A 26,378-nucleotide genomic window follows, 5' to 3' on the forward strand; every position below is an offset into this window, starting at 1 on the left:
GATGATTCAAGGGAAGTGATTTCGAGAATGACCTGTAGAGATTTCAAATATCTTAAAAATGGATTATTTTGCTCCTTTCAAAAATAGGGCGGCAAATAATCCGTTTTTTAGTTTTAGCCTCTATTCTATTTAATCCTAAACACCATGGCTGTCCGGCTGGCCAATGTCAGTTCAATCTGGCCATTTTCCTGCTTGAAATGGCTGCGCGGGCCGAAGCCGCCGAATTTGGCGTCGTCTGTGTCGAAAATCAGTTCTGCTGTGCCTTGGATGTCAAAGCGCATGTATTTTGTCTCTGTGGGGTGGAAATTGAATGCCAGCAGCAGGCCGCCTTTCTGAAAGGCTAGGATTTTGTCGTCATTCTGAATCCAGCGCTGCCGCAAGCTAGCGGTCTGCTCGATGAATTTGAATTCATGCTCTAGCGCGGTCATGGCGTTGTCAAAGGCCAGCAGGTATTGATAGCGGAGCTCAGGGTTATCTGCGAGGCTCCATTGCCGGCGGGCGTGCTGGAAGCTGTCTCCGTTGCCTGGTCTGGGGAAGTCGAGCCATTCGGGGTGTCCGAATTCGTTGCCCATGAAGTCCAGGTAGCCTTCGCCTGCGAGGCTGAAGGTGATGAGGCGGATTAGTTTGTGCAGGGCCATGGCGCGGTCGATGACGAGTGACTGGCTGTGGATGTCCATGGACCAGTACATTTCGGCGTCGGCTAGGCGGAACATGATGGTTTTGTCGCCTACGAGGGCCTGGTCATGTGACTCGACGTAGCCGATGTTTTTTTCGCCGGGACGGCGTGTGGTCAGCTCCCACCAGAGTTCCTGGAGGTTGAGTTGCTCGTCGGACTTGGTCTTCAGTTGTTTAATCCAATAGTCAGGGACTCCCATTGCTAGGCGGTAATCAAACCCTACGCCTCCCTCGCTAATCGGTAAGGCCATGCCTGGCATGGCCGACATGTCCTCGGCGATACAGGTAGCGTCTGGCTTGAAGCTGTGTATGAGCTCTGTGGCCAGCATCAGGTAGGTCACGGCTTCAACGTCGGTGTTCATCGAAAAGTATTTTGAATAGCTGTCGAAGCTTGTGCCTAGGCCGTGGTCGTGGTAGAGCATGCTGGTCACGCCGTCAAAGCGAAAGCCGTCGAATTTGTAGATGTCCAGCCAGAATTTCAGGTTGCTGAGGAGGAAATGGATGACTTCGTCTTTGCCGTAGTTGAAGAGCATGGTGTGCCAGGCCGGGTGCTCGCCTTCGTGGAAGAACTGGGAAACTGTGCCGTCAAAGAGGTTCAGGCCGTCGCCGACATTTTTCACGGCGTGCGAATGAATCACGTCAAGCAGGACGCGGATGCCCAGGCGATGTGCCTCGTCAATCAGCGCCATCAGCTCGTCGGGCTTGCCGAAACGGCTGGAAGCGGCATAAAAATTCGAGACCTGGTAGCCGAAGCTGCTGTAGAGCGGGTGTTCCTGGATGGCCATCAGCTGGATGGTGTTGTAGCCGTCGGCTTTGATGCGCGGCAGGACGTCGCGGGCGAACTCGCTGTAGGAGTTGATTTTATATTCCTCAGACGAAATGCCGATGTGCGCTTCGTAAATCAGCGGTGCTTCTGTCAGCTCTGGCTGCGGGTATTTGAACTGGTAGGTCGGCTGGTAGAGGACCTGCGCGAAGCTGATGTCCGGCTGCTGCTCGACGTAGTTGGCATAGGTGGGCACGCGCCAATTCGGCTGTCCGTTGATTATCAGTTTGACCTTGACACGCGAGCCTAGCGGCATTTTGCCTGGCACGCGAAGTTCCCAGTTGCCTGCACCGATTGGACGCAGCTCGTGCTGTGTGCCGTCCCAATCGTTGAAGTCGCCTACGAGATAAACTGCGCTCACAGCGGGGTTGGGCGCCCATTCGCGGTAGACCCAGCTGTCGGTCTCCTGGTGGAAGCCGAAGTATTTGTAGCCGTCGGCAAAGTCTGTCAGCGGTTTTTCAAAATTATCGCCTAGAAGCCGGCGCTTCGTGCGCTCGTATTCAAATACCCGGTGCTGCAGGTCGCCCTCAAACGGCTCTAGCCATGGGTCTCGCTCAATTATTTCCAGCTTTCCATTATCCATATCATCTCCTTTGAAAGTAACAATGTAAATGTAATTACTCTGATTATATCATTTTTTGTAAGGGTTTTCTAAAACGAACGAATAATTTTAAACCATTTTCATAAAATGTCTATATTTTTATTCAGCAAAAAATCCCGATTTCTCGAGATTATTTTTTAATTAATTGGTTGCCGAGGCCTTTGCTGATGTCCGATGTGTAGCTGAACTTTTTGGACTTCGCGTCATCAAGCAGCGCCTGCCAGGCTTTCCAGACACTGGCTTCAGAATAACGGGAAGACAGCTCGTAGGCTCGGTCAGACATGTGCTGCAGGAGTTCATCGTCTGTGAAGAGCTTGACTAACCGGTCCGCAAAGGCATCCACGTCATTATAACCCACGATATAGCCATTTTCACCGTCAACTGTCAGCTCGTTCGGTCCGTAATTGACATCCGTCGTGACCGCAACCATTCCGCGGCTCTGAGCTTCCATCAGCGAAAGGTTGAATCCTTCCATGATGGAAAAGAGGCCGTAAACTTGATGTTCTTTATGCAAACTCGGCACGTCTTCTGAATAACCGTATTGATGGACAGCTTCTTCCATTTTGTAGTCTTTAATCGCTTCATCAATCGCTTTTTGGGCTGAGTCATTGTCTCCGTGGTCAACGTAGCCATAGAAATCAAGCGTGATATCCGGAACTGTCTTGCGGGCTTCGCCAATTGCACGGATGATTTTGTCGATTCGTTTTTCCGGAGCGACGCGCGCAGTCACTAGTACGGAGTGTTTCTTGCGCTCAGCCATCGGCACATGTGCTTCCTCAAAAACTGCATCTGGAATCACGCCGACTGGAATTGTAAACATGTGACATTTAGGCTCAAAGCGTGCAATGACGTCATTGGTCTGTTTTTGTGTTGCTGAAATGACTGCATCGTAGCGGTTCATGTTGGTGAGGCCGTACTCGTAGAAATTGTTCATGACTGAGTGCATGACATCCTGGACATCGCCTGCATGGCTGTTATGCAGATGCATCACTTTGTAGGCAGGACGCTCCAATTCCAGAAGCGACCAGTCGCCCAAATGTGTCCTATCCAGAATGAAAATATTCAATTCTTTGTCAGACCAGTACTCGGCGTTAATTCGATTAAAGAAATGCTTCGTCAGTTCATCAATATTGCTGAACATATAGACGGCACCATTTTCGTCATAAGTAAGACGCCAGCCTGTCTTGACCAGCTTGCCTGTGCCGTCAATTTTGTTGAATGTTTCAAGTACTGGTTTTCCGTTGACGTCATACCAGACCTCTTCTCCGATTTTATTGTCAGGCGTATACCATTGCACCAGCGAGAGGAAGCCGCGGAAGTCATAATTGTCCACACGATAAAGATTGCCGAAAGCATCAAAAAGTTCTGTCATTGACACACGGCGCTCTTCATTTTCCTGATAATAGTGCACACGCGCCACCAGCATCTGTCCCGACTGAACAAGGTACTTTTTTTCTTCTTCCTGTTCAGTATAGGAGAGGTTGTCAACACCGAAGTCAATGTCCTCTACATGCAGAATCTTGGCCTCAACCTTTTCTGAGCGCTGGAAAAAATCGAACATACAGAGAATCTCATTATCAGCTACGCCTACTTCATTAAGAAAATAATGCAGACGCGGATTCCATTCACGAAAGACGAGTTTAAACGGCTCGCCGTGGTCTCGAAAAAGCTGGGCACGCTTAAGCTGGGCATGCTCAATTCCAGAGTTTTGCTGATTGAAGCTTGAATTGATAAAAAATTTCACGAGTTTGTCCTACGCTTTCACAAAGAGGTTGTTCACAAGTTGCTGGGTCTTATCCCACTGCTGCCAGGCTTTATCTGCACTGAAGTCCTGAGCGCGTTCATATGCAGCCTTGGAATAAGCAGCCTGCTGCTGCGGATTTGTCAGCAGATTTACAATGTCATCAGCCGCGGCTTGTATATTTCTAAAGGGAACAAGATTTCCATCACGTCCATTTTCAATCAGAACCGGCAGTCCATATTTAACCTTGTAGGCAACAACCGGCGTGCCGTAGCTCATTCCTTTCAAAACACTCATTCCAAATGCTTCGCCCTCAGAAGTGTTCAGCAGAACACCTGCTTTTAACAAGATTTCTGCCAGTTCAGATTCACTCTTATAGCTCGGAAAATCAACAAACTCTTTAAGTTTAAGGTCTTCTGCGCGCTTTTCAATCTGCTGAAGATAATTAGCCGGCGAAGCATAGCCATAATAGCTCAGCCTCACAAGCGGCAGTTTCTCATGAACCTTAGCCAGTATGTCCATATCCTCAACAGAACCTCTATTCGCAGAAATAAGCCCTATACAGACAATCGTCTGCTCACGCTGCTGAGTCGACGGGTCGCTCTTCACTTCTTCAGCGTACGTGTCGGGCAAAACCAGAATCTGCTTGAATTTATAGTATTTCTGAATCTCTTCTTTCTGCTGCTCAGTCGGCACGATGAGACCGTCAATTTTGTCTGTCCATTTGTTGAAAAGCGGCTCCAAATAAGGGACAATTTTGCGCGAAGCACCTGCCTGGCGATTATCGGCGGCGTGCGGGTTATGCAGATACTGCCATTTTCCCGCGGCTCCTTTGATTTTAATCATGGCACTCGTCAAGGCCGGACGGTCACAGATAAAGCTGGAGGCTTCTTTTTTAGCTAGCTCTGAGGCAAAAAAAACAAAAAGTTCCTCTTCTGTGTTAAAACGCCAATCTTTCCCCTGATAACCGAGGAGTTTCCAGCTGGTCGGCGCCAAAATACCATTCACGTTCATATGCGTCAGCTCGATTTTGGGCTGACCTTTGGCATCAAAGAAAACCTGAGGGCCGGTCGTTCCGTCAGGATGATAATATTGTGTAGAAGATTTGAAACCGCGACGGTCCCAAATATCACGCGCCACAACTACCATATTGTCATTGTACCATTCGATAGAGCCGATGAGCCCAACCGTTGCAGGCGCAATCAAGACCTTGGCAATCGTTCTGCCGTGATACTTAATCAGCGACTCATTGGCATCAATGGATTCAATATGATAAATATTTTTATTGACAACATCCGTGTAGCGTATGTCAACGTCAACTTTAGGCTGGTCTACGATTTCCTGAAAATAGTCGTACATGTTTAGGACGTCCGACGGCTCCAGGTCAACCCGCTCAATGTCGACCGCACTATTGGTATTGTAATTGCGTGTCAGAATCTTTGCAGGCTGACCATTTTTCTTGAACAGCTGCAGGCGCTTAATCGCAGAAAATTCCGTTCCGGAATTCAGTGTGAAAATATTCTCATTTAAAAAATAATTCATAGCTTCCTCGTTTATTGTCGAATACTTTAATCATTATATCATAAAACCAGCCAATTTAAGCTTAAAAAAATAGTAAAGTAAGCAAACTGATATTAAATAAAATAAACGAAATTTAAGTCTAGGTCCCTTTAAACAATTTACACTGTTTTGTAACACAAAGTCACCGCTTTTTTTGGTATGATTAGACTAGATATGGCAATTAATCATTCAAAAAAACAGCCCGTCATCTATGTCAATTCAGTTACAGACGGCCTAAAAGAGCCTGACATTAAGCAAAAGCTCGTTTTTGCCAAGCTGTCAAAGCCTAAATTTCTGATTTTTGCCGCTCATCAGCTTAAAAATATTCAAAGCGTTCGTTTAACCCAGCCTCTGATTGATGAAAATTTTTTATCTGCCAATGCAAGCACAAGCAGAGAAGTCACAATTCCGCTATCAATTTCCTCGCGTGATAAAATGCCTCATTTGCTGTTAGATGATGAATCCGTTTCAGATGATTTAATACTGTTCTTTCTGAATTCAGTAGAATTCCAGGCAACTGTCCAAAAATACAATCAAATTTTTGGACAAAACTTTCTGATTTTCTCTTCAGATTTGCCGAATATACAATTAAGTGTCGCAAATCCAATTAAATTTGACTTTGCTCAGCAGGATGAACTTCTCATGCTGGAGCAAAATAAAGTTCATTTTTATAAGCCCGAGCTGGAAAAACTTTTTCTTGGCGATGCTCCGGTTTATCTGAAAATGCGCAGCTATCTATCTTTCTTACTGATTGCCCGTTTGCTGCAGCTGCAGATAATTCCTAGCCCCGGGCTGACATTGACCGATTATTACCAGTTTCAGATTAACCTTGATTATACCGGAATTCCGGCTGATGCCGGCGAGTTTGAGTTGATGATTGAAAAAATCTTGACTCGGGAAGACTTATCTGACTTGGTAAAAAATGTCTCCTACAGCTATTTTAAACTTCGTAGACAGACTGTCTCAATTTCTCGTTACCGAGATGCTGACAGCGGAAAAATGTTAACTGAGCATGAAGTCAAGTCTGTCGCTTTACAAAATCCTGAAGAAAATTATTTCATTGACGCCAATGGACGGCGACGCACGACCTTTGAGCCTTGGAATTTCACAAGCGATGGTTATGAATTGCTGCTTGAGGATTTTGACCATGAAATTACAACAAAGATTTTAGTACATCAAAGCAGATTACAGGAGAAAAGTTACCAAGTCTCACTGACAACGACCTTTGAAGGCCTTGATGAAAATTTTTATAATAATTCTTTTACAAAGTCTCAGCAGCATAACATCACAATCAAAAAAAGTTATCAGGTTGACCAGATAACAAAGGAAATTATCACAGATTCAATCGAATACTCTTCAAACTCTGAAGAAATCGAATTGTTACACAATGGAGATTTTCGTCTAAAAGTTCCAATTCCACCGGAATTTAAAGACTACCTTCTGCTTGACTGTATTTTTGACCAGCAGACATTAAATGTCAATGATACTGCGCCATTAGAGCTGAAATGCCAGCTGATATACCAAAAGAAACCGAGCCGGATTCTGCTTAAGTTCTTGGACCTTGATGACGAGCAGCAAAAAGTTTTGCTTACTCAAACACTTGAAGAGCTGCCGCTGACCCAGCGTGAACTCTCTCTTGAATTTTCAGAGAACTATCAGCTGCAGGGCGGACCTCTCAAATTAGTCTTTCCCGCCAAACCTGACAGTCAAGAGGAAGTTTCTATCGGATTTAGACATAAGGTTGAAGAAACCACTAAAGAGGCAACATTCACGGTTAATTTTGACGGACTTCCCATTCCACGGCCTTTTGTGCAAAAAGTTCCTTATCTGGAAAGCCGAGACCTTGTGACGGGCATAATAAAGAAAAACTCGGATAATCCGACTGTTTCATTTAGCGCGCCTGAAGTAACGGGCTACGAACTTCTTGACAAGCAGCTGCAGACAATTTCATTCGATTTCGGAGCCAACGGCTTTGAAGATGTTGATTATACCTTGCGCTATCAGCAAATTCCAATCGAAATTCCAGTTAAAGTAATAGACGAAAATGATGGAAAAACTCTTGAGAGCTTCTCAGTATTCGGCTATCAAGGTGAGCCTGTTAAAACTAACTGGAAAATTCCTGAAAATTATGAATGTGTCTCGTCAGATTTGCAGGACGATATGTACTTTGATATTGATAAAAATCAGACGATACAAATTATTATCCGGCGAGTTTAGATTTTCGAATGAATAATAAAAGACAACTCTAAAAACTGCTTTTTCGTTAGAGCTGCCTTTTATTTTTTTGTAGCTGTTTTGCTTGACTATTCGGTCACCCAGGCTGACAAATCAACCAGCGGTGCATCGTTCCAGAGTTTCTCCAAGTTAAAACGAAGTCGTGTGTCACGGTCAAAAACTGACACAATGATATCGCCCAAATCCATGAGTACCCAGCCTGAATCCGGCTGTCCTTCGATTTTTCCGCCGACTTCAATGCCTGCTTTGTGCGCCGCTTCGTCAATCGAGTCAACAATAGCGCCCAGCTGGCGGGAATTCATGCCTTCCATGATGACAAAATAGTCTGCGATGCCTGAAACCTGTGACACGTCAAGTGCCACAATGTCCATTGCTTTTTTGTCATCGGCTGCACGCACGATTGTTTCTAATAGTTCTTTTGTCTGCAAATTTTTCTCCTTGAAATAGCATTCGCACAAGTGTTCGGCTTTGAAATAGCATACGCACAAGTGCTTAGCCGCATTTATTGTTCTTATTATACCATACCCGTAGTTGACTATTGATAATTCAGCTGTAAGATGTTATAACAAAGCTATGAAAACGAAATTACAGATTAATCCTTTGTCCGCCTCCGGCTCCAAAATCGAGGGACTGCAGGTTATCAATGCTAAGCAAGTAACTGATGACCGCGGAACAGTGCGGGAACTTTATCGCACGAGCAGCTATGCTGAAATCCTGCCGAGCTCTGTTTCTGCCTGGAAGCAGGTGAATTTGACGCGAACTAAGCGCGGTGCGGTGCGCGGACTTCATGGCGAGGCCATGTCAAAGCTAGTCACAGTTGCCTCCGGCTCAGCTTTCGGCGTTTATGCGGACACGCGCCCTGACAGCAAGACAGCCGGCGCCGTTGCAACGGTTCAGCTTACACCAGGCGTCCAGGTATTTGTGCCACAAGGCGACTGCAATGGTTTCCAGGCACTTGACGATAGCACGGAATATCTGTACTTCTTCGATAATGAATGGGCTCCGGGCATGACCGGCGTAGCTTTAAGTCCGCTGGATGCCAACTTAGGCATCGAGTGGCCGATTCCGATTGATTCAAATGACCTTGAGCAAATCTCAGAAAAGGATGCAAAAGCACCAAGTCTGCGTGAAGTACTCTCGCTTCAGCCGAAAAACAATCAAAAATCCGAGTGACTTCGGATTTTTTTAATCTCAAAAATTCTTCACAAATTTTTTCTGCATATGGTCCAGAGCATAACCGTGTTTTTCGTAGAATTCATGGGCCAAACGGCGCTGCTCGCCTGAATGCAGAAAAACTTGACTCACAGCCCGTTTTCGAATCTCGGTTTCAATCGCTTCAATCAACTGCCCGCCAATCCCCTGAGCTTGAAATTCTTCGTCCACGACAAGCCCTAAGATACCGTATGCCTGCTGGACGCATAAAGTCTCATATGCCTCCGCCTCAACAAAGCCATGTGCGCTCCCGTCCACTTCGGCAACCAGCAGGATGTGGCCTTCTTTGGCAAGCAGTCTTTCCAGACGCTGTGAAAATTCTTCCGCGTCTGCAGGCGAATAGCCCAGCACGCCTGTCAATCGCATCAAATCTGTCAAATCACGCGCTTCAGCATTTCGAATCAGCATGTTCATTCTCCTTTTTCTGAAACTGAAAGACTTCCGATGTAGGAATTATAAGTCTCCAGCGTCTGCGGATAAATCGGCTGATGACGCTCGACCAAATATCCAATTGTACGCAGCGTCTCAAAAGCCACAGCCTTATCCAGCGATTCGTCCGCCAGTTCACGCGCTTCATTGACCCCTGGGAAATCCCGGCCGGGCTCGATGTAATCCGCCACGTAGATAATTTTGTCCAGAAGAGACAGCTCCTTTGCGCCCACAGTGTGCACCTCAATGGCATGCAGAATCTCCGCATCATCCAAACCAAGGTCTTCCTTAATCTTCAGGAAACCGACTTTGCCGTGCCAGACGGCATTGCTCCAGTTTTTCAGCTCAGGGTCCAGCTGATATTTGTCAATCAGCGCGAGAAAGTCCGCATCGGTCAGCTCTTTGGCATAGTCGTGCAAAAGCCCGGCCAGGCTGGCCGAGTAGATGTTCCCCATGTAGCGCTTCGCGAGCTCAGCGGCCGTTTTCTCGACTGACAGCATGTGCAAAAAACGCGACGGCTTGACCATCGTCTGAATCTTTGCCAGCAGCTCATCTCGGGACATCCCCAGCTCCTCATAATAATCAAACATTTTTCTGATAGAGCCCTTCTTTTTTGATATAAGCCAGCACCCGCGGCGCCAGCAGGAAGTTCGGCGTGAAGCCTTTGGCGATTTGCTCGCGGATTTGCGTGCTCGATACGTCCATTTGGGGGCAATCAACCCAGAGGATGGGATAGCTCGTCCCCGCACGGTAACGCGGTCGCTGGACACCGACAAAAGTCACTAATTCAAGCAGTTCGTCAATGCGCGGCCAGCGGGATAAAGACCCAATCATGTCGCCCCCGATGATGAAGTACAGATCTGTGTCAGGAAACTTCTTCTTTAAGGTTTCGACCGACTCAAAGATGCCGCAGGAGGCGCCGCAGCGCGCTTCTTCAACAGACAAATTACCTTTTCCGCTCGTTGCCAGCTTAAGCATTTCAAGGACCGCATCCGTCGGGTTTTCCGGCAGAAAACGCACAGAATCCAAGTGCAGCTGCTGACGGACTTGGTCCGCAATGGTCAGATGCGCAATGTGCACAGGATTAAAAGCGCCCCAGAAAAGCCCTAAGCCGTGCTTATTCTTGCCCGTGCGCGCTTCAGTTTCAATCTCAACCTTGGTGAAAGGCGTTAACAAATCAACAGTCATCTAACTTTCAGCGTCCTTTCTGCAAAATTTTCAAACAGTAGTTTCAAGTGATTCATATCAACCGCACGTGTCCGAAGAAAATGAACAATCACGACCGTTTTGTCAATTACGACAAAAAAAATCAGGTATTGCTCAGAAATTGTAAAATACAGCTCATGGTTTTTGTCAGTGCTGAAGCCGATGCGAGCATCAAAACTCAGGGCCTCCTCAGGCTCAGGGAGCACAGAGGCAATGGCCGCCTGAATGCCCTGGGCAACCTCGACAGCCGGCTGTTTGTCCGAGTAAGTTTCAAGATAGAAACGGTAAATTTCATCAAATTCCTGCTGCGCCATTTTTGTGAATTCAAGCTTATAGGTCATATTTCACGTAGACCTCGTCGGCTTGCACAGTTTCACCGCCCTCTGCCTGGGCAATGCTTTCACGCAATGTCTCTTTCAAATCTTTGAGGAAAACTTCCGCGTTAATTTCTTCCTGGGTTTTCACGGGCACAGTCTTCGTCAGTACAATCTGGTCAATGACAGCATTAAAAACGCTCGGCAAGTCGCGTCCCTGGGTCTCCAGGAACTGTTTGGCTTCTTCCAGGCGCTCGCTGTTTGTTCTGAAATTGTAAATTTTGTCTTTTACTAGAGTTTCTGCCATGTGTTTTACCTCCGTATTACAAGAAGTATAACACTTTGAAACGGGGCTGTCAATCACAAGTTAAAGTTTTGTATCCTCGCCATAGCCGCTCTGCATGCTTCATCTAGGCCTCACCAGCCCTTTAACCCCTTGATTTCTTCTGAAATCTTCCGATTCTCCTTCTTCGCAGCCACTTTGAAAACGACCAGATTGCGGCCGATAATCTGAACTACGTCAATCCCCATTTCATCAATTAATTCTGCCAGTTCTTCGGCTTTTATGTCTGAATTCTGCAGAATCTGGACTTTCACGAGTTCACGCGCATCGCAAGCCTGGCGGATGCTGGTCAAAATGACATTTGACACGCCGCCTTTGCCGACTTGTACGATTGGCTTGAGATTCACTGCTTTTGCACGTAAGAAGCGTTTTTGTTTGCCTGTTAATTCCATAATATTACCTTTATCCCTGTTCGATTAATTTTCTGTAAGAATCTGCGTCAGCTCACGATTGTCATGTGCCACAAAATCTGGGTTTTCTGTGCGCAAAGCTTCCTCTGAGTGGCTGCCCCACGTGACCGCACACGTTCTGACACTGGCTGCTTTTCCCATCTGTAAATCAAATACAGCGTCGCCGACCATGACTGTCTCTGTACGTTCCAAGCTATGCTTATTGACAATAAAATCAATGCTTTCGGGGTGCGGTTTGTAATGTGTCACTAGGTCCGAGCCGACTACTTCTGTGAAAAACTCCGCGATGCCCAGGATTTCGAGGTTTCTGCGCAGGGCCTCGCTGTGCTTGCTTGACGCGACAAAAAGCTGTTTTCCGGCCTTTGTCAGGCTTGCCAGCATTTCTTTGGTTCCGGGGAAGAGGGTCAGATAGTCTGCCTCATAGTGCTTGTAGAGGCGGCGGAATTCGTCCAGCAGGTTTTTGAACTCTGTGTCTGATAACTCGCGGTTGGCCATTTTTTTGAAGGATTCTTCAATCGGAATGCCCATGTAATATTCCATGGTTTCAGCGGCGGGGACTTTTAGATTAAAGTGTTCAAAGGCCTCCTGTGTGGCGATGTTGCCGCAGCCTTTGGAGTCGCCGAGTGTACCGTCGAAATCAAAAATTATGTTTCTTAAAGTCATATGCCCTCATTTTATCATATTTCGAGATTTTCTTGGTTAGAATAGAAACATTTTTAAATTTGACAAGTAAATCATCGAATATACATTATAAGTACAGATACATCAGTATACTGTTTACTCACGAAACTGATTACAGTAATTAAGCGTATGATTCGTGAAGGGGAAGAGAGCCTAATGGGCTCTCTTTTTTACTTTTCTGATGTCACTTGACTACAGTTTCTCGAGTTTCCAGAGTTGCTGCGGAGCAATTTTTCCGGTGACCCGGTAAGCTGTTTCGCCCTCTTCGACGTTTTCAATCAGGGCGATTTGCCGGAGGTCCGGCAGTTTGTAGGCCAGCGTATATGGGATTTCTTTGTCGAATTTGACGAATAGTTTGTTCAGTTCTGACAGGACGGACTGTCGAAAAACCATGGGGCCGTTTTCGGATTTAATGGACATCTCAACTGCTGGTGTAATCGTATAGGCGAAATCTTCCGGCGCGAGGTCCATTTTATTGTAAATGGTCAGCTGCGGAATTTTGTCCATTTCCAATTCGGACAATAATTGCTGAACTGTCCGCTCATGGGCTTCGTGATAGGGATTGCTGGCGTCAATCACATGCACCAGTAAATCAACGTTGGCGGACTCTTCCAGCGTTGACTTAAAGGCCTTAATCAGCTCTGTCGGCAGGTCTTGGATAAAACCGACGGTGTCTGTCAGTGCCACTGTGAATTCGTCTTTCAGGCGAATTAATTTCGTTGTGGCGTCCAGTGTCGCAAAGAGCTCGTTTTTCTCGTACTGCTGCTGCTTGGTGTCAACTAGAGCGTTCAAAATGGACGATTTCCCTGCGTTTGTATAACCAATCAAACCGATTTTAAAGATGCCGGATTCTAGGCGCTTTTTGCGGGCGATTTCTCGTGATTTTTCGATTTTCTTGAGTTTGCGCTCGATGTCTTCAATTCGCGCTTGAATGTGCCGGCGGTCTGTTTCCAGCTTGGATTCTCCTGGACCTTTGGAGCCGATTCCGCCTGCCTGGCGCGACAAGGCAATGCCGTGACCTGCTAGGCGCGGCTTCAAATACATCAGCTGTGCCTGCTCAACCTGCAGCATGCCTTCCTGAGAGCGTGCCCGCATGGCAAAGATATCGAGAATCAGCTGCATGCGGTCAATGACTTTGACGCCTAGGGCTTCTTCTAATGCCATGTTTTGTCTTGGTGACAGGCGGGCGTTAAAAATTACGGTGTCGATTTCACGCGCATCCACAGTCATGGCTAATTCTTCCAGTTTCCCCGTGCCGACATAGGTTCTGGCGTTGGGTTTTTCTAGTTTCTGCGTCGCTAGAGCTGCTACTTCTGCGCCTGCTGTGACGGCCAGCGAAGCTAGCTCTTCAAGGGCTGAGCGGAACTTCTCTGCGTTTTCAGAGCTTTCTACACCGACGAGGAGCACTCGCTCCGGATTTTCTTTTGTTTCTATCATGACTCCTATTCTAGCAAATCTTTGTCGTTTTAGAATATTCTTTTATTTTTTTTCCTTAATTTCGGCAAAAGCAGATATAAAACAATTTCGTTATCGTCAATCTTTTCAACCCTTTTTGTCAGCTTAGAAAAACCGTACTCTTTGTAGAAGTTCTCGGCTTCTTTGTTCTCGGGCTCAATCGTCGAATAGATTTCTTCTGTATTGTACTGCTTAATCAGGTAATTAGCGGCTTGTCGAAGCGCTTTTTTGCCGTAGCCTTTTCCCTGGTAGCGCTGATCAATCATCAGGTGCCAGATTTCGTAACGCTCTTTTTCGGATTCAAAGGCTGGCATGATTAGGCCAACCATTTCACCTTCGTCTTCGTACTCACGTTCTTCGTCTTCGTCTATCTCGTCACCATCCTGCACGTAGAAATCGTGCGCATAGGCAGCAAACGGCATTGCCGAATAGGGATAAAGCCAGGCCTCAGCTAGGACAACGTCATTCGGCTTAGTGAAAACTGCCTGCGACTCAGTAACACTAAGATTCAAACATTCTTGATAATTTTTTTTATCAATTTTCCTTAATTCAATCATTTTAACATACATTTTATTTTCCTCTTTCGAATAGGCTCACTTTCACGCCAGGGATGCCCGTGCTATCAGAACATATCGAATGGCCAGTACCTACTCCTAGGTTTAGGACCTGGTTTGGCACGTTTCTTCGGCTCTGGGGCCGGCATTCGGATTGGCTCTCCTGTCACCAGACACATCTCATCTTCGCCGTCCTCAGTTTTGCCTGTCGGCTCAAAATCGAAGCTTGCATAAAGCTGTTTTGCGGCCTTGTTTTCCCGTTCAACAGTCAAATAAATCTCTCCTGCCTGAAATTCTTCAATCAGATAGTCAATTGACAGCTGCAGTGCTGCTTTCCCGAATCCTCTTCCCTGGAAACGCTGATCAATCATTAGGCGCCAGAGACCATAGTGGAATTTTTTCTCGTCATAAGACAGCATCACAAATCCTACCATCTGATTACCAGCATAGACCGCAAATGGCAGCGACTCGTAGCGGAAGATACCAGCTTCGGCTAGTGAAACTGCGTTCGTCGCAACGAAAGTGCTTTGCTGCTCTGTGACTTTGAGATCCAAACATTCTCTGTAGTTTTCTACAGTAATTTTCCTTAACTCCGTTTGCACATTTTCCTTAAATATACTCATATTTCCTCCAAATATAATAAAAGTTCCAAGTTGAGTTCATCCTCAAAATCAATTTTGTTATTAATCCGAATCCTGGAAAGACGGTTTTTTCTATAGCGCCGGAATTAATCAGAAGTCCCACACAGAGCGAAATCTAGATATATGAGAAGTTTTCTTCTTCAGCATGCACGCCCAAATTTACAGCTTCCCAGCCTTTCGCAGCCGTGATACGCGCGGTTTCATCGAACAAAAGCTGATTTTTCTCAATCTGAGTGGTCGCCTGGATGACTGCGATTTTTATTTTCTATCTCTTTTCTTTCAGAATCGTCACCGTGAGCCGCTCATACCAGAGCTTGCGGCTGCCGCTTATTCCGGCAATGACGATGTCAAGAATCGGCAGGAAGCCGATGCCGAGGGCAATCAGAATCAGCAGGAAATTCGATCCGATTTCTGCCTCCGGCACGGTGCCTGAACGTTGAAGCAGAAACAGGAGCAGGAAAAGCGGCAGTACATTCAATAATGAGACAATTTGTCTAAAAACGACTCTCAAGCGATTTTTCGGCAGAATTTGTATTTTCAAGATGATTTGCCCGAGGCTGCGTCCAAAGACCAGCGGAATCACCAGGAAGACAAGCGCGATGGACAGGTAGAAATTAATGAAATAAGCCACTACAAGGAAAGCCGCCACGTCAATCAGCCAGGCAATTCCCCGTCGCGTCAGTGAAATCTTGCTGGACTCCGACTGCACCGCATCCAGACTCGGCAGGACCCGTCTCAGCAGATAAGCCAGCCCAAAGCCGAGAAGCGCTCCTGCCGTGTTCAGCATCAGGTCATCCACATCGAAAAGCCGGTAAGGCCGCGGATAAAGTCCGAATAAGGCCGAGCGCTGAATCAGTTCAAAAGATAAGGTCAGCAAGAAACTGGTGATGAGCACAAATGTGAACTTTCGCTTGAACAGATAACGCAGATAAATGCCGAAAGGCACCGTCAGCAGGATATTGAAGGCTGGCTGGATGAAGCTCGCATTTTTCAACGCCGCCAGCCAGGTGTGCGGGTCGGTCATTACGAATGGCGAGGCTTTCAGAAACTCACGCACAAACATGAATGGGACAAGGTTTTGCTCAGGACCTGTGAATTTCGCAACCTCTGCCGGGTCCGGCAGCGGGAAAATCGTCAGCGCATAAGCGCAAATCAGATAAAGAATGAACGAGAACTGTACAAGGAAGCGCCAAGGGGCAACACGACCGCGTCTGCGGTACTGGACAATCATGTAGGGAATCAGCGCAATCAGCAGAAATGCGAAGAAAAGTAAAACGCCGATTTGTATGGATTGAAAATAGCTCGACACGTTTTACCTCCTTTATTTTGCTCTTTCCTGTGTTACAGGCTTTTTCTCAGTTCATTTTCAGGTCAATTTCGTCATATACCCACTGCTTTGCTGCGTAGCTGTCAAAATCTGCCAGCCAGACACCCGTTTCACGCTCACGGAAGTCCGCATTTGTCTGAACTTCGATGGCTCGCGATTCTGCCAGGGTCATCACCGTGTCTACGGCGCGCTTGTAAGGACTGGAGAAGATTGCGTCAATGCTGATATTCTCAAAAACTGGTACCAGCGCGCTTGAGCGCGTTTTTCCCTCTTGGGTCAAAGGGGCACCGAAATCTTCGTCCTGGACGGAGAAATCCCGAATTGAGTGGCAGATGAAGTAAACTGTGGTCATTTTTCAGCCTCCAAATCTTGGCGCATTATCCAGTCCATCCCGCCTACTCGTACGTTTTCCATCGTTTTGTATTTCTCAAAACCTGTTTTTTCGTAAAATCCCACGGCTGATTCACGCGCTTCAACGATGCAGCGTTTGAAGTTCTGCCGCCGAAGATCGTCTAGCAAGGCTGCGGTAAGGGCCTGGCCGATTCCTTGTTTCTGCCTGTCGGCACGGACCGCAAAGGCACAAAGTTGTGCAATTCCGGGCTCCGGAACGTAATAGTTGACCGTCGCAAGCAATTCGCCATTTTCAAGCGCTCCGAAGAAAAAGTTTTCGGTCTCGTAACTCAAATCCTCATCGTAAATTGAGAGCCCGAACGGCTGGCGAAGCACCAGATTGCGCAAGGACAAAGTCTGCTCATAGAGTTGCTGGTCGCTGCGTCGATATGTGGTTATCTCCATCGTCAACCTCTCAAAACCTTAATAAATAAAGGTTCCGTCGAGATTTCAACTTCACCGCCCAAAGGAAATGTGAAAATCGGCTGAGTATGTCCAAAATCAACATCATAAATCACCGGAATTTTGTGCAATACTGGATATTTGTCCAAAATGAAATGCAGAATTTCCTCAGTCATCTCAGTTTCCCGCGGAAAACGGCCAATTACCAGGCCTTGCAAGTCCGGATTAATCTGCAGAAACTGCGCCAGCTGTCGGTCAAAGTTGAAAATGTCATCTTCTTCAGCAGTCTCGAGAAAAGCAATCGGCGCCTCAACCTTGGTCAAAAACTCCGTCCCCGCCTGCAGAAAATAAGTGCCGAGATTCCCGCCGGTAATCGTTCCGCTGGCCTTTCCAGCCTGGTAAACCTTCCACTCATTTTTGAGCGGACGGCGCGGCTGCGTCTTGTCAAACCAGAGGTCGCTCGTGTAGACATCGCTGGCCCGCAGCTCGTACTGCTCTTGCGTCAAGGCCCGAACCCAGCTGGCCGACTGAAACTCCTGCAGCTCATCCATTTTGAAAGACGAGTAGGCAGGCCCATAGTAGGTGACCAGGCCAGTTTTCGCGAAAATCGCATTGTGCAGGCTGGTTGTGTCAGAATAACCGCAGAAAATCTTCGGATTGGCCTGGATAATGTCCCAGTCGATGTGAGGCAGCAGCTCGTTGCAGTTATAGCCGCCGATTGTCGTCAGCACAAGCTTGACATTCGAGTCAGTAAAGGCCGCGTGCAGGTCTGACACTCGTGAGGCGATGCTCGCTGAGCTCAGCAAGTCATCTTCGAGAATGTGCTCGCCGAAGGTGACCTTGTAGCCCAGTGCCTCAAGCCTTTCCTTGGCAGGCAGGTTGTCCTCAAAGCCTCCGACGCGGGCAATGGATGAACTTGGTGAAAGCACACGGATTTCATCACCAATTTGCAGCTTTTCAGGATAAATTTTATCCACTTTGTCCCCTTTATTATAAATGAAAATTATCTAAAAATGTTATTTTGTACTCAAAGATTTTCATCTTTCAAATATTGTAACATAGAGTACACAAAAAAGCCGGCTTCAACCAGCTTCTACGCTTGTTCCGCTATATTTTCACGAACTATCTGCTTGTGTGATTTGCAAGTTTTCCAGTGATATGGTCGATATGAATCAGCACAATCGCCAGCTTGCCGATGCGAGACGGATAAGTATAATCATGAATCATTTCGTCTGTCGTTGTCGAATCCACTGCTTTAGTGAACTTAAGAAGATAAGGATATACCGCGTCACCTTCAATGACTTCCGCATGCCCGTGAACTGAAACAGATAAAAAGTTGGCGGTGAATTCACCTAGATTGATATTTTCGCTGTCAACCACGAAAAATGAAACATTCGGATGCTGGCGAATATTATCCATTTTTTCGCCGAGTTTTGAGCTGTGGAAAATTAGAGTGTCATCGTCCAGCAGGCTGTAGTTGACCGCAGTCGCTCTGGGGTCACCTTCCTCATTCACTGTGGCAAGTATGCCATAGTCGTTTTTGCGTAAAACTGCCAGTGCTTCTTCAGTAGAAGTTGCTTTACGCGGATGTCTCATGTCTCTAAACATAATTTTTCCCCAATCTCAATCGCTCAATATTGAGCGAAAGTTTTAAATTAAAGCCTTGCGAATCAGAACATCAACGCCTGCAGGTGCCCAAACGGCAACTGTGGCTTTTTGAGGGACGCATACCCAGCCCAGCCCTGCAACCACAAGGTCTGATTTGTCTTTTACGGTAAATTCTTTACGGACTAATTTTTCCGGCACGCTTGGCTTCAGCAGCCCGCCCGCATGTCTTTCGTAGAAGTCATCTGCGCCTGAAAGTTTTGTCCGCTGAATTTCAAGCTCATTGTCAAAATAGGTGGTCACGCCCTGTTTTTCCGACTTAATGAGGTCAAATCTTGCCAGTCCGCCGAAAAATAGGGTTTGTCCCGGGTCAAGCTGGAAGGTCTTCGGTTTTATCTCTTTTTTCGGCGAGATGAGGCTCAAATCTTTCGGGTCGAGATAATGCGCCATCTGGCCTTTGCGAATGATTCCCGGTGTGTCAATCAGGACGCACTCGTCGTCGAGCGGGATTTCAATTTTATCAAGTGTTGTCCCCGGAAAACGGCTTGTCGTCACCACATCGGAAAGACCTAGCTGGTGCTCAATCATGGCATTGACCAGTGTGGATTTGCCGACGTTGGTAACGCCCACAATATAGACGTCGCGCCCGCGACGATAGGTCTCTATCAGCTCAAGCAGCGTGTAGACATCATATTCGCGTTTAGCTGACATCACGAGAATGTCTTTGGCTTTGATACCACTCGCTTTTGCCTGCTTTTTAATCCATTCTGTCAGTTTTACATCATTGACAGATTTGGGTAAAATGTCACGTTTATTTGCAACCAAAAAAAGATTATTTTTCCCGACATAGCGCGATAAGCCTGAAATCATTGAGCCATTCAAATCAAATACGTCAATAACATTGACAACTAAGGCATCTTTGTCTGCAATCCCGAGTAAAATTCTTCTGAAATCATCGTCCGACAGAGAAGCCGGCGCAATCTCGTTATAATTGCGCAAACGGAAACAGCGCTGACAGTAGACCGTAATTCCTTCTTTATCGAGCGTTGCCTTCGGCACATAGCCTAGTGCCTCGGGATTTTCAGACTGAATGATGGCGCCGCATCCAATACAGCGCAGCTCTTCTTGATTTTCCATAAAATGATTATAACACAAGTCTTCCCCTTTGTCGCCTTTGTTTTACTGGGTTCCTGCGCTGGCTTTGTCTATAAGAAAAAAGTCCAACTCAATCGGACTTTTAATCTCTTTTATTTAAACGGTCAAGCTCTTACGACCTTTAGCACGACGAGAGGCAAGCACACGACGGCCGTTCTTTGTTGCCATACGCGCACGGAAGCCGTGAGTTGTCTTGCGGGGTTTCTTGTGGGGTTGATATGTACGTTTCAATTTAATTTTATCCTTTCTCTATACTTCATGCCTTTGACATGCTTTTCCATTATATATTATGTGTCAAGGTTTGTCAAACATATTTATTCGGGTGAGACGACGATGTAACGATGTGTCCCTTGGCCTTCGGAGTGACTGTCCACTCCCGAAATGCTGGAGAGTCTGTTATGGATGATTTTTCGCTCATGTGCAGGCAAATCACTGATGTAGACCGTTTCTCCTGAGCTTACCACCCGCTCTGCGGCACGATTGGCCAGACTGATGAGATAACGCTCACGCTTTTCATGATAATCGCCGACATTAACACGGACTTCAATGCGATTGAACGAAGACACGCTCGCAAGTGCTTTGGCTAAAGTATCCAAGGCATCAAGGATTTTACCGTGTTTACCAATCAGCAGCGCATCATGATTGGACTGCAGGCTGAAATTCAGCACATCGTCAACTTTTTTGCAGCTGATTTTTACTTTTATGCCCATGCCGTCAATGATTTTGGTCAAATAGTCTGAAATCTTGCTTATCAGCTCTGCTTCGCTGATTTCAGTTTGTCCGGCTTCAGCGTTATGAGCTGGTGTTTCTGCAACTTCATGGCTAGGCGCTGTTACGATTTCCTCAATCGGCTCTGCTTTGACAGTTTGAGTGATTTCGTCAATCTTTTCTTGTCTTTCTTCTTCTGTCAAGTTGTAGTCATCTGTGATTCCTGCTTTACGCACGGCTTTGATGACTTTGTTGAGGCGCAATGTTGCTTCCATGGCGCTTTCGGCCTTGTCAATTTCCATGTCGGACTGATCGACATTGCGAGTGGCCATGCGGTCAGCACGGCGTTTCGTTTCTTCGCGAATCGGTTCAATACTGACGCGCGCGCGTTTGCGTCCAACCCCCAGAAAGCCGTTAGATTCACGCTGCTCAATTTCGATATGCGCATTTTCACGCGCAATTCCTTCGCGCTTTAATCCGCGCGTTATTGCTTCTTCGACTGTGTTCCCTGTATAGGTAGCCATTTTATTACCTCTCTTGAAGATAAATTTTTTATTAAGTGCATTTCCGCTTGAAGCTAGTAAACAGATTCTAAGCGCTTTCCCCCACCACTGTGGGATAAGTCGGAGCCTGCCTGACGACAGGGCCTCGATTTCTTATCTTCGCCGACTTGCGGTTTTGAATGTCTGTTTTCTATGCTTCATAACGAGCATGTTTCACGTTTTATTTTTTCCTGGTCGCTTTTCTCAGCGCACGCTCACGCGCCTTTTCCTTGTCAATTATCGCCTGCTGCTTGGCATTGCGCGCTGCGATGATTTTCCAGGGATTTGCAAATACCATTGTCTGGAAAACCTGGAAAGCATTGGAGATTACCCAGTAGAGCGAAACACCGGCCTGGAAGCTCATGGCAAAACCAAAAATCATAATCGGCATGAGGATGGTCATTGACAGAGTCATCATGTTGCGCTCAGGCGCTGACCGCATCATCAAGTAGGAGCTGAGGAAAGTGAAGATTGCCGCCAGAATCGGCAGAACTAATGTCGGGTCTTTCTGAGTCAAATCCAGCCAGAGGAATTTTGTCGGTACATCCCAGATTTTGACAAAGTCAACATTGACCAGGGCTTGATACAAAGCCCACAGGAACGGCATCTGCACCAGCACTGGCAGACAGCCCATGTAAGGATTGATGTGGTTCTCCGCGTAGAGCTTCTGCTGCGCTTCCTGCATCTGACGGCGCGACTCTACGTCTTTGCCGGGAAACTGTGCCTGCAGCGCTTTCAGCTGGGGCTGTATCTCCTGAGTTTTCTGTGAAGACTTAATCTGGAGATTCATCAGCGGCATCAAAGCGGCACGAATAATAAGCGTGACGAGAATAATACCAAGTCCAATACTACCGCTAAAACTCAGCCAGTGAATAATCTGCGCAAAGCCGTAAACGATTTGGTTCCAGAGTCCTGTCGAGCTGCTAGTTAAGCCTGGTTTAGAACAGGCTGACAGTAAAATCAGACCAATTGCCGCGAGGGCTGTTAATTTAATTTTTTTATGTTTCTTCTTCATTTTCATTTCTAATAACATTTGATTTTCTAAGCAGGTGAGAAAGGTTCTTCTTAACTGCCGCAAAGTCATAACTCTCTACACCTTTACGTGCAATGATGATAAAGTCCGCGTCTATCAGCTCAGAATCTGCCGTGATTTCCCGCAGCGCGGCGCGGATATGCCGCTTAACCCGATTTCTGGTCACCGCATTGCCCAGCTTTTTACTGACCGACAAGCCAGCCCGAAAATGCGTCAGCTCATTTTTCCTCTGATAAATAATAAATGCACGGTTTGCGAAAGAATTTTTCGCCTTAAACAGTGCATCAAAGTCACTGGATTTTTTGACTCGAAAAGACTTTTTAATGCCCAAAAATGCTCCCTCATAAGCGTTATCCCTTGCATTATATCACATTTTGACTTTAATTGCATGTATTTATTAATTTTGTCTGCCTAAAAATAAAAAAGCAAAGCGATAAAGCCCTGCTGCGAGTAAAAATAAAGGAGCCAACGAGATTTGAACTCGTACACCTGCGTAAACAGGTTCGACGGATTTCGAGTCCGTTGCAGTACCGGATTGTGCCATGGCTCCAAGTTTACTGGAATATTATATCATAAATTCTTTTGTTTGTGTTGTGTTTGTCGTGAATCTTGAGAGCTATCCTACTGGCATGGGCATGCAGGATTTGCCGTTTTGTGTTATAATTTTAGAATAATTAACTATTTAAAGAAGCGAAATAATTAAATATGACAAAGTTGTTAGATACTCTACAAAATAATTTAAAAAAATATTCAGATAAAGAACTTCTCGTTTCTCTGGTCGAGAATCGAAGCTGGACGGGGGCTGAACTGGCAGGCACAATCGAGCAAACGCGAAAAATCCTCTCGGAGGCAAAAATCGGGGCAGATGATGTGGTGGTTCTGGCCTTGTCGAACACTGCTCTATATCCGATTTTAGAGCAGGCGCTCTGGGAATTAGGGGCTGTGCCGCATCCTCTGGCGCCGTCTACTCCGCTTCCTATTATTGAGGCTGAACTTGCGGAGTATGATTATAAATCGCTGATTGTGGATGAGGGATATGCCGGGATTTTTGTGCAGGATGAGTCGTTTGATAATTTTTCATTTACGGTTGATAAAATTTTTGTTCATTTTTTTGTACGAAAGGACAAAACTCCAAAGTTTCCGTCGACGCGCTCAGAGGATGATTTGGCGCTGATTTTAAATACCTCGGGCACTACTGGCAAGCCCAAACGTGTTGGAATCAACTTCCGCAAGATTTGGCTCGCTGCCCAGATTAATATGCAGGCGCACCATGTCGATGACACCAAGACCGGGCTTGTCATCATGCCGATGTTTCATGTCAATGCGCAGATTGTCTCAACGGTGACGACGCGAGTGGCCGGCGGAAAACTGGTCATTGCTGAAAAGTTTTCGGCCAGAAGATTCTGGAAAGACGCCGCGGATTATCAGGTTGACTGGACCTGTGTGGTGCCGACAATCGTTAAAATACTCGTCGAAAATCAGAATTCGCGTGAGGAATTTGAAAAATACCGCGGACAAATTCGGCTGAGTTTTGTCAAGTCTTCTTCTTTTTCACTGCCGGAGAATTTTATCGGCGCTTTTGAGGAGGATTTCGGCGTGCGGGTCATGGAAGGCTACGGTATGACGGAGGCGACAACCATTGTGACGGTCAATCCGCTGGACGCGGCAAAAATCGGTTCTGTCGGGACGTCTGTCGGTACAGAGATTAAGCTTTATGACCTCGCGAAGCACGAAATCTTTGAGGACCCGAATCGGGCGGGCGAGGTCGTTTTAAAGGGTCCTCGTGTCATGGAAAGTTACATGGATCCCAAACCGGACTCGCATGTTGATGGATGGTTCCGTACGGGGGATATCGGGCGCTTCGATGAAGAGCATTATCTCTTTATTGTCGGCCGTATCAAGGAAATCATCAATCATGGCGGGGAACATGTGGTGCCTGCGCGCGTGGAGTCTGTCTTGTCGGTCGTTGATTTTGTGAAAGATGTGGCCGTGATTGGGCTGCCGGATTCGCTCTATGGCGAGGAAGTTGTGGCGGCTGTGATTGCTGATGGAAATGCGGGAAATCAGGAGGAGATGCGGGAGAAGCTGAATGCCAGGGCTCTGGAAACGCTGGCTAAACATGAGCGCCCGGCAAGGTATTTCTTTGTTGAGCATTTTCCTTTGAATCCGACGGGGAAGGTTCTGCGCGAGGCGCTGGCCAAGGAGATTCAGGAAGAGTTAGGGAAGGAGGCGGGAAAAGGTGCCTGAGAAAAAGAAAAAATATCTTTACGAAGTTGACCTTTTGAGAATCATTTTCATTTTTGGTGTGCTGATTAATCACGTTTCCACGAAATTCAACGCCGCGATTCCGAACGGCCAGATACAGAGCACCTTTTTATACGGCTCCCACCTGGCTTTTCACTTCACACGAATGGGATTCATGTTTGTGACGGGGCTGGTTCTGTTTTTAAATTATTATTCCAAAAAATTCAGCGTCCTGGGATTTTGGCGAAAACGCTTCTTCGGTGTCATCTGGACCTACTTGATTTGGATTGCGATTTATACTTTTTCCAATCAGCTGGGCGCGGGGACGCTTTCCTGGGGAAATTTCTGGAAAGAGACGCTGCATGTCTGGCAGTTCGGCGATGAGTTTTACATGTACTATATCCTCGTTGTCCTGCAGCTCTACGTGATTTTTCCGTTTTTAATCTGGATGTTCAAAAAGTTCGACCACAAAAAAATTCTGATTATTTCATTTTCGTTTCAGTTTATTCTGTTATTCTTTATAAAATATGGTTTACCGCATATTGATACATCAAACTGGCTCTGGTGGTTTAAAAACTACGGTTTCAACATCATTGTCTACCAGTTTTACTTCATCTGGGGAGGCTACACGGCGATTCACTACAAGACCGTCATGGCCAAGCTCGTCGAGTGGCGGCGCCCATTGGGCTGGGCAACCCTGGCCTTTGCACTCGGGACTGTCGGCTTGTTCTTCTATAATCAAAACATCCTGCACCTGTCCATGGCCAAGACCGAAATCGTGCATCAGCCCTACATTTTCATCTACGACATTGTGATTATTTCCTGGGTTGTCTCGCTGGGACTGCTTTACGCGGAAAAAAGGCAAGCTGGCCGCTTGCCTGCCTGGGTAGAGCCATTCATCAGTCTGGGCGCTAAAATCGCTTTCGGAATCTATTTAAGCCAGACAGCCACATTGTCAGTGCTAAGATGGGTCATCAAAGCATTGCCAGTCTCAGGCTGGGGACTTGTTGCCCTTTTCCCCATCGGCTGGGTTTTCACAGTCGCAATCACGTTTCTACTTTGCTGGTTTTTCTACAAAGTGCCGCCTTTCGGCCTGCTCATCGGCCGGCCGCAGTGGCATATTAGTCATTTGTGGAAAAATAAGATGTGAAGCAGGCCCGTTATGAAGCGTAGAAATTACCCCCTAAAGGAGAAAGCGACTTCTAAGCGCTAAAGCGCTAAGAATCTGCTTACTAGCTTCTGGCGTGCTGAACTCAATTAAACCAGCATTAAAAATAGAAAATATATACTATAACAAAAGAGGTAAAAAATGCTTGCATACGACTTTTTAGACACTAAAAAAAATTCGTCCGATTCAAACGGCGGAAAAACAATGGTTATGGACAAAAATCTGGGATTGTCTCGTGTAGATGATTTATTGGCCACCGCAGGGAACTACATCAGTTTCGTCAAATTCGGCTGGGGAACTTCGGCTACAATGAACCGCGAGCTTGTCCAGGCCAAAACGGAAAAATACCGTGAAGCCGGAATCATTGCTTATCCTGGCGGTACCTTGCTTGAAATCGCCGTTTTAAACGACAAATTCACCGAATTTTTAAACGAGTCCAAAGAACTAGGATTTACGGGTATTGAAGTGAGTGACGGTTCAACCAAGATTTCATCCGAACAACGTGCTGAAATACTTGAACAGGCTCGTGAAGCCGGCTTTTTCGTCCTTTCTGAAGTCGGCAAAAAAAATCCCCTGCTGGACCATGAATTCACCGTGGCTGAACGCTTGACGCAAATCAAAGACGACCTGGCAAACGGCGCCGAATATGTCATTCTTGAAGCCCGTGAAGCCGGCAAGAACATCGGTATTTATGACAAAGAGGGCGCAATCATCACGGCTGAACTGGATGCGCTGGCGACCGTCGGTGTGGACAAACTCATTTTTGAAGCGCCACTGAAAGACCAGCAGGTAGAATTGATTCTGAAATACGGCCCTAACATCAACCTCGGCAATATCTCGACCGATGACGTGACAGCTCTGGAGACGCTGCGCCGCGGTTTGCGCGGTGATACAATAGGCAGAGTCTGAGCTCAGTATTTTTTC

At 46.6% G+C, this 26,378-nt stretch carries 29 protein-coding genes and 1 tRNA gene; 5 read left to right on the forward strand and 25 right to left on the reverse strand.

The genetic code is table 11. From position 1 onward, the window contains the following. Positions 1-125: 125 nt before the first annotated feature. From ACYQ2E_RS04900 to asp1, 3 genes are all read right to left on the reverse strand, one after another. On the reverse strand, positions 126-2,081 hold the full coding sequence (locus ACYQ2E_RS04900; protein ID WP_460016953.1) for an alpha-amylase family glycosyl hydrolase: 1,956 nt from the start codon (positions 2,079-2,081) through the stop codon (positions 126-128). A gap of 148 nt (positions 2,082-2,229) precedes the next feature. Then, positions 2,230-3,843 (reverse strand): glycosyltransferase, encoded by a 1,614-nt coding sequence (locus tag ACYQ2E_RS04905; protein WP_460016954.1) that lies wholly within the window; start codon positions 3,841-3,843, stop codon positions 2,230-2,232. 9 nt (positions 3,844-3,852) lie between these two features. Then, positions 3,853-5,382, reverse strand: a complete 1,530-nt coding sequence (gene asp1 / locus ACYQ2E_RS04910; protein WP_460016955.1) for an accessory Sec system glycosyltransferase Asp1 — start codon at positions 5,380-5,382, stop codon at positions 3,853-3,855. Positions 5,383-5,574: 192 nt separating this feature from the next. Between asp1 and ACYQ2E_RS04915 the strand changes: the two genes are divergently transcribed. Continuing rightward, the gene (locus tag ACYQ2E_RS04915; RefSeq protein WP_460016956.1) at positions 5,575-7,617 is read left to right on the forward strand and encodes a hypothetical protein; all 2,043 of its coding nucleotides are present in this window, start codon (positions 5,575-5,577) and stop codon (positions 7,615-7,617) included. 86 nt (positions 7,618-7,703) lie between these two features. Here the strand turns inward: ACYQ2E_RS04915 and rsfS are convergent, their stop codons facing one another. Then, complete coding sequence (gene rsfS / locus ACYQ2E_RS04920; RefSeq protein WP_460016957.1) at positions 7,704-8,063, reverse strand: ribosome silencing factor; 360 nt, start codon at positions 8,061-8,063, stop codon at positions 7,704-7,706. Positions 8,064-8,208: 145 nt separating this feature from the next. On the opposite strand from rsfS, the gene ACYQ2E_RS04925 reads away from it, so the two are divergent. Next, positions 8,209-8,808, forward strand: coding sequence for a dTDP-4-dehydrorhamnose 3,5-epimerase family protein (locus tag ACYQ2E_RS04925; protein ID WP_460016958.1), 600 nt, complete (start codon positions 8,209-8,211; stop codon positions 8,806-8,808). Positions 8,809-8,826: 18 nt separating this feature from the next. On the opposite strand, the gene ACYQ2E_RS04930 is transcribed toward ACYQ2E_RS04925, so the two are convergent. The 21 genes from ACYQ2E_RS04930 to ACYQ2E_RS05030 all read right to left on the reverse strand — a co-directional run bounded on the left by ACYQ2E_RS04930 (position 8,827) and on the right by ACYQ2E_RS05030 (position 22,592). Further along, positions 8,827-9,255 (reverse strand): N-acetyltransferase family protein, encoded by a 429-nt coding sequence (locus ACYQ2E_RS04930; protein ID WP_460016959.1) that lies wholly within the window; start codon positions 9,253-9,255, stop codon positions 8,827-8,829. 2 nt (positions 9,256-9,257) lie between these two features. Then, positions 9,258-9,866, reverse strand: a complete 609-nt coding sequence (yqeK, locus tag ACYQ2E_RS04935; protein ID WP_460016960.1) for a bis(5'-nucleosyl)-tetraphosphatase (symmetrical) YqeK — start codon at positions 9,864-9,866, stop codon at positions 9,258-9,260. Further along, positions 9,859-10,464, reverse strand: a complete 606-nt coding sequence (locus ACYQ2E_RS04940) for a nicotinate-nicotinamide nucleotide adenylyltransferase (RefSeq protein WP_460016961.1) — start codon at positions 10,462-10,464, stop codon at positions 9,859-9,861. Before ACYQ2E_RS04940 ends, yqeK begins: the two co-directional genes overlap by 8 nt. Continuing rightward, positions 10,461-10,823, reverse strand: a complete 363-nt coding sequence (locus ACYQ2E_RS04945; RefSeq protein WP_460016962.1) for a type II toxin-antitoxin system RelE/ParE family toxin — start codon at positions 10,821-10,823, stop codon at positions 10,461-10,463. Before ACYQ2E_RS04945 ends, ACYQ2E_RS04940 begins: the two co-directional genes overlap by 4 nt. Then, a complete protein-coding gene (gene relB, locus ACYQ2E_RS04950; RefSeq protein WP_460016963.1) occupies positions 10,813-11,103 on the reverse strand; it encodes a type II toxin-antitoxin system RelB/ParD family antitoxin in 291 nt (96 codons plus the stop codon). Before relB ends, ACYQ2E_RS04945 begins: the two co-directional genes overlap by 11 nt. Positions 11,104-11,213: 110 nt before the next feature. Then, positions 11,214-11,531: a ribosome assembly RNA-binding protein YhbY gene (yhbY, locus tag ACYQ2E_RS04955; RefSeq protein WP_460016964.1), complete on the reverse strand. Its 318-nt coding sequence runs from the start codon at positions 11,529-11,531 to the stop codon at positions 11,214-11,216. 24 nt (positions 11,532-11,555) lie between these two features. Next, a complete protein-coding gene (locus ACYQ2E_RS04960; protein ID WP_460016965.1) occupies positions 11,556-12,212 on the reverse strand; it encodes an HAD family hydrolase in 657 nt (218 codons plus the stop codon). A 210-nt stretch (positions 12,213-12,422) separates the two neighbouring features. Then, entirely contained in the window at positions 12,423-13,667 is a 1,245-nt protein-coding gene (gene hflX / locus ACYQ2E_RS04965; RefSeq protein WP_460016966.1) for a GTPase HflX, read from the reverse strand. A 29-nt stretch (positions 13,668-13,696) separates the two neighbouring features. Next, positions 13,697-14,254 carry a GNAT family N-acetyltransferase gene (locus tag ACYQ2E_RS04970; RefSeq protein ID WP_460016967.1) on the reverse strand — a complete coding sequence of 186 codons (558 nt, stop codon included), beginning with the start codon at positions 14,252-14,254 and terminating at the stop codon, positions 13,697-13,699. Positions 14,255-14,307: 53 nt separating this feature from the next. Next, positions 14,308-14,862, reverse strand: a complete 555-nt coding sequence (locus ACYQ2E_RS04975; protein ID WP_460016968.1) for a GNAT family N-acetyltransferase — start codon at positions 14,860-14,862, stop codon at positions 14,308-14,310. Between the two features lie 283 nt (positions 14,863-15,145). After that, on the reverse strand, positions 15,146-16,189 hold the full coding sequence (locus tag ACYQ2E_RS04980; RefSeq protein ID WP_460016969.1) for a VanZ family protein: 1,044 nt from the start codon (positions 16,187-16,189) through the stop codon (positions 15,146-15,148). 46 nt (positions 16,190-16,235) lie between these two features. Continuing rightward, positions 16,236-16,559 carry a histidine phosphatase family protein gene (locus ACYQ2E_RS04985; protein WP_460016970.1) on the reverse strand — a complete coding sequence of 108 codons (324 nt, stop codon included), beginning with the start codon at positions 16,557-16,559 and terminating at the stop codon, positions 16,236-16,238. Further along, on the reverse strand, positions 16,556-17,002 hold the full coding sequence (locus tag ACYQ2E_RS04990) for a GNAT family N-acetyltransferase (protein WP_460016971.1): 447 nt from the start codon (positions 17,000-17,002) through the stop codon (positions 16,556-16,558). The genes ACYQ2E_RS04985 and ACYQ2E_RS04990 overlap by 4 nt, the downstream gene beginning before the upstream one ends. A 2-nt stretch (positions 17,003-17,004) precedes the next feature. Next, positions 17,005-17,976: a S66 family peptidase gene (locus ACYQ2E_RS04995; protein WP_460016972.1), complete on the reverse strand. Its 972-nt coding sequence runs from the start codon at positions 17,974-17,976 to the stop codon at positions 17,005-17,007. Between the two features lie 145 nt (positions 17,977-18,121). After that, a complete protein-coding gene (locus tag ACYQ2E_RS05000) occupies positions 18,122-18,607 on the reverse strand; it encodes a pyridoxamine 5'-phosphate oxidase family protein (RefSeq protein ID WP_460016973.1) in 486 nt (161 codons plus the stop codon). A gap of 42 nt (positions 18,608-18,649) precedes the next feature. After that, positions 18,650-19,741, reverse strand: a complete 1,092-nt coding sequence (gene yqeH / locus ACYQ2E_RS05005) for a ribosome biogenesis GTPase YqeH (protein ID WP_460016974.1) — start codon at positions 19,739-19,741, stop codon at positions 18,650-18,652. Between the two features lie 114 nt (positions 19,742-19,855). Next, a complete protein-coding gene (gene rpmH, locus ACYQ2E_RS05010) occupies positions 19,856-19,990 on the reverse strand; it encodes a 50S ribosomal protein L34 (RefSeq protein WP_460016975.1) in 135 nt (44 codons plus the stop codon). A gap of 83 nt (positions 19,991-20,073) precedes the next feature. Beyond that, positions 20,074-20,991, reverse strand: a complete 918-nt coding sequence (jag, locus tag ACYQ2E_RS05015) for an RNA-binding cell elongation regulator Jag/EloR (RefSeq protein WP_460016976.1) — start codon at positions 20,989-20,991, stop codon at positions 20,074-20,076. Between the two features lie 199 nt (positions 20,992-21,190). Then, a complete protein-coding gene (locus ACYQ2E_RS05020; RefSeq protein WP_460016977.1) occupies positions 21,191-22,024 on the reverse strand; it encodes a YidC/Oxa1 family membrane protein insertase in 834 nt (277 codons plus the stop codon). Beyond that, positions 22,008-22,367 (reverse strand): ribonuclease P protein component, encoded by a 360-nt coding sequence (gene rnpA, locus ACYQ2E_RS05025; RefSeq protein WP_460017005.1) that lies wholly within the window; start codon positions 22,365-22,367, stop codon positions 22,008-22,010. Before rnpA ends, ACYQ2E_RS05020 begins: the two co-directional genes overlap by 17 nt. Positions 22,368-22,502: 135 nt before the next feature. Then, a tRNA-Ser gene (locus ACYQ2E_RS05030) sits at positions 22,503-22,592 on the reverse strand. Positions 22,593-22,747: 155 nt separating this feature from the next. Here ACYQ2E_RS05030 and ACYQ2E_RS05035 point away from each other — a divergent pair. From ACYQ2E_RS05035 to comA, 3 genes are all read left to right on the forward strand, one after another. Then, positions 22,748-24,289, forward strand: coding sequence for an AMP-binding protein (locus ACYQ2E_RS05035; RefSeq protein WP_460016978.1), 1,542 nt, complete (start codon positions 22,748-22,750; stop codon positions 24,287-24,289). Further along, positions 24,282-25,436, forward strand: a complete 1,155-nt coding sequence (locus ACYQ2E_RS05040) for an acyltransferase (RefSeq protein WP_460016979.1) — start codon at positions 24,282-24,284, stop codon at positions 25,434-25,436. Before ACYQ2E_RS05035 ends, ACYQ2E_RS05040 begins: the two co-directional genes overlap by 8 nt. A 159-nt stretch (positions 25,437-25,595) precedes the next feature. Next, on the forward strand, positions 25,596-26,363 hold the full coding sequence (gene comA / locus ACYQ2E_RS05045; RefSeq protein WP_460016980.1) for a phosphosulfolactate synthase: 768 nt from the start codon (positions 25,596-25,598) through the stop codon (positions 26,361-26,363). The last annotated feature ends 15 nt before the right edge of the window (positions 26,364-26,378 follow it).

It is taken from the genome of Lactovum odontotermitis, from assembly GCF_054658595.1.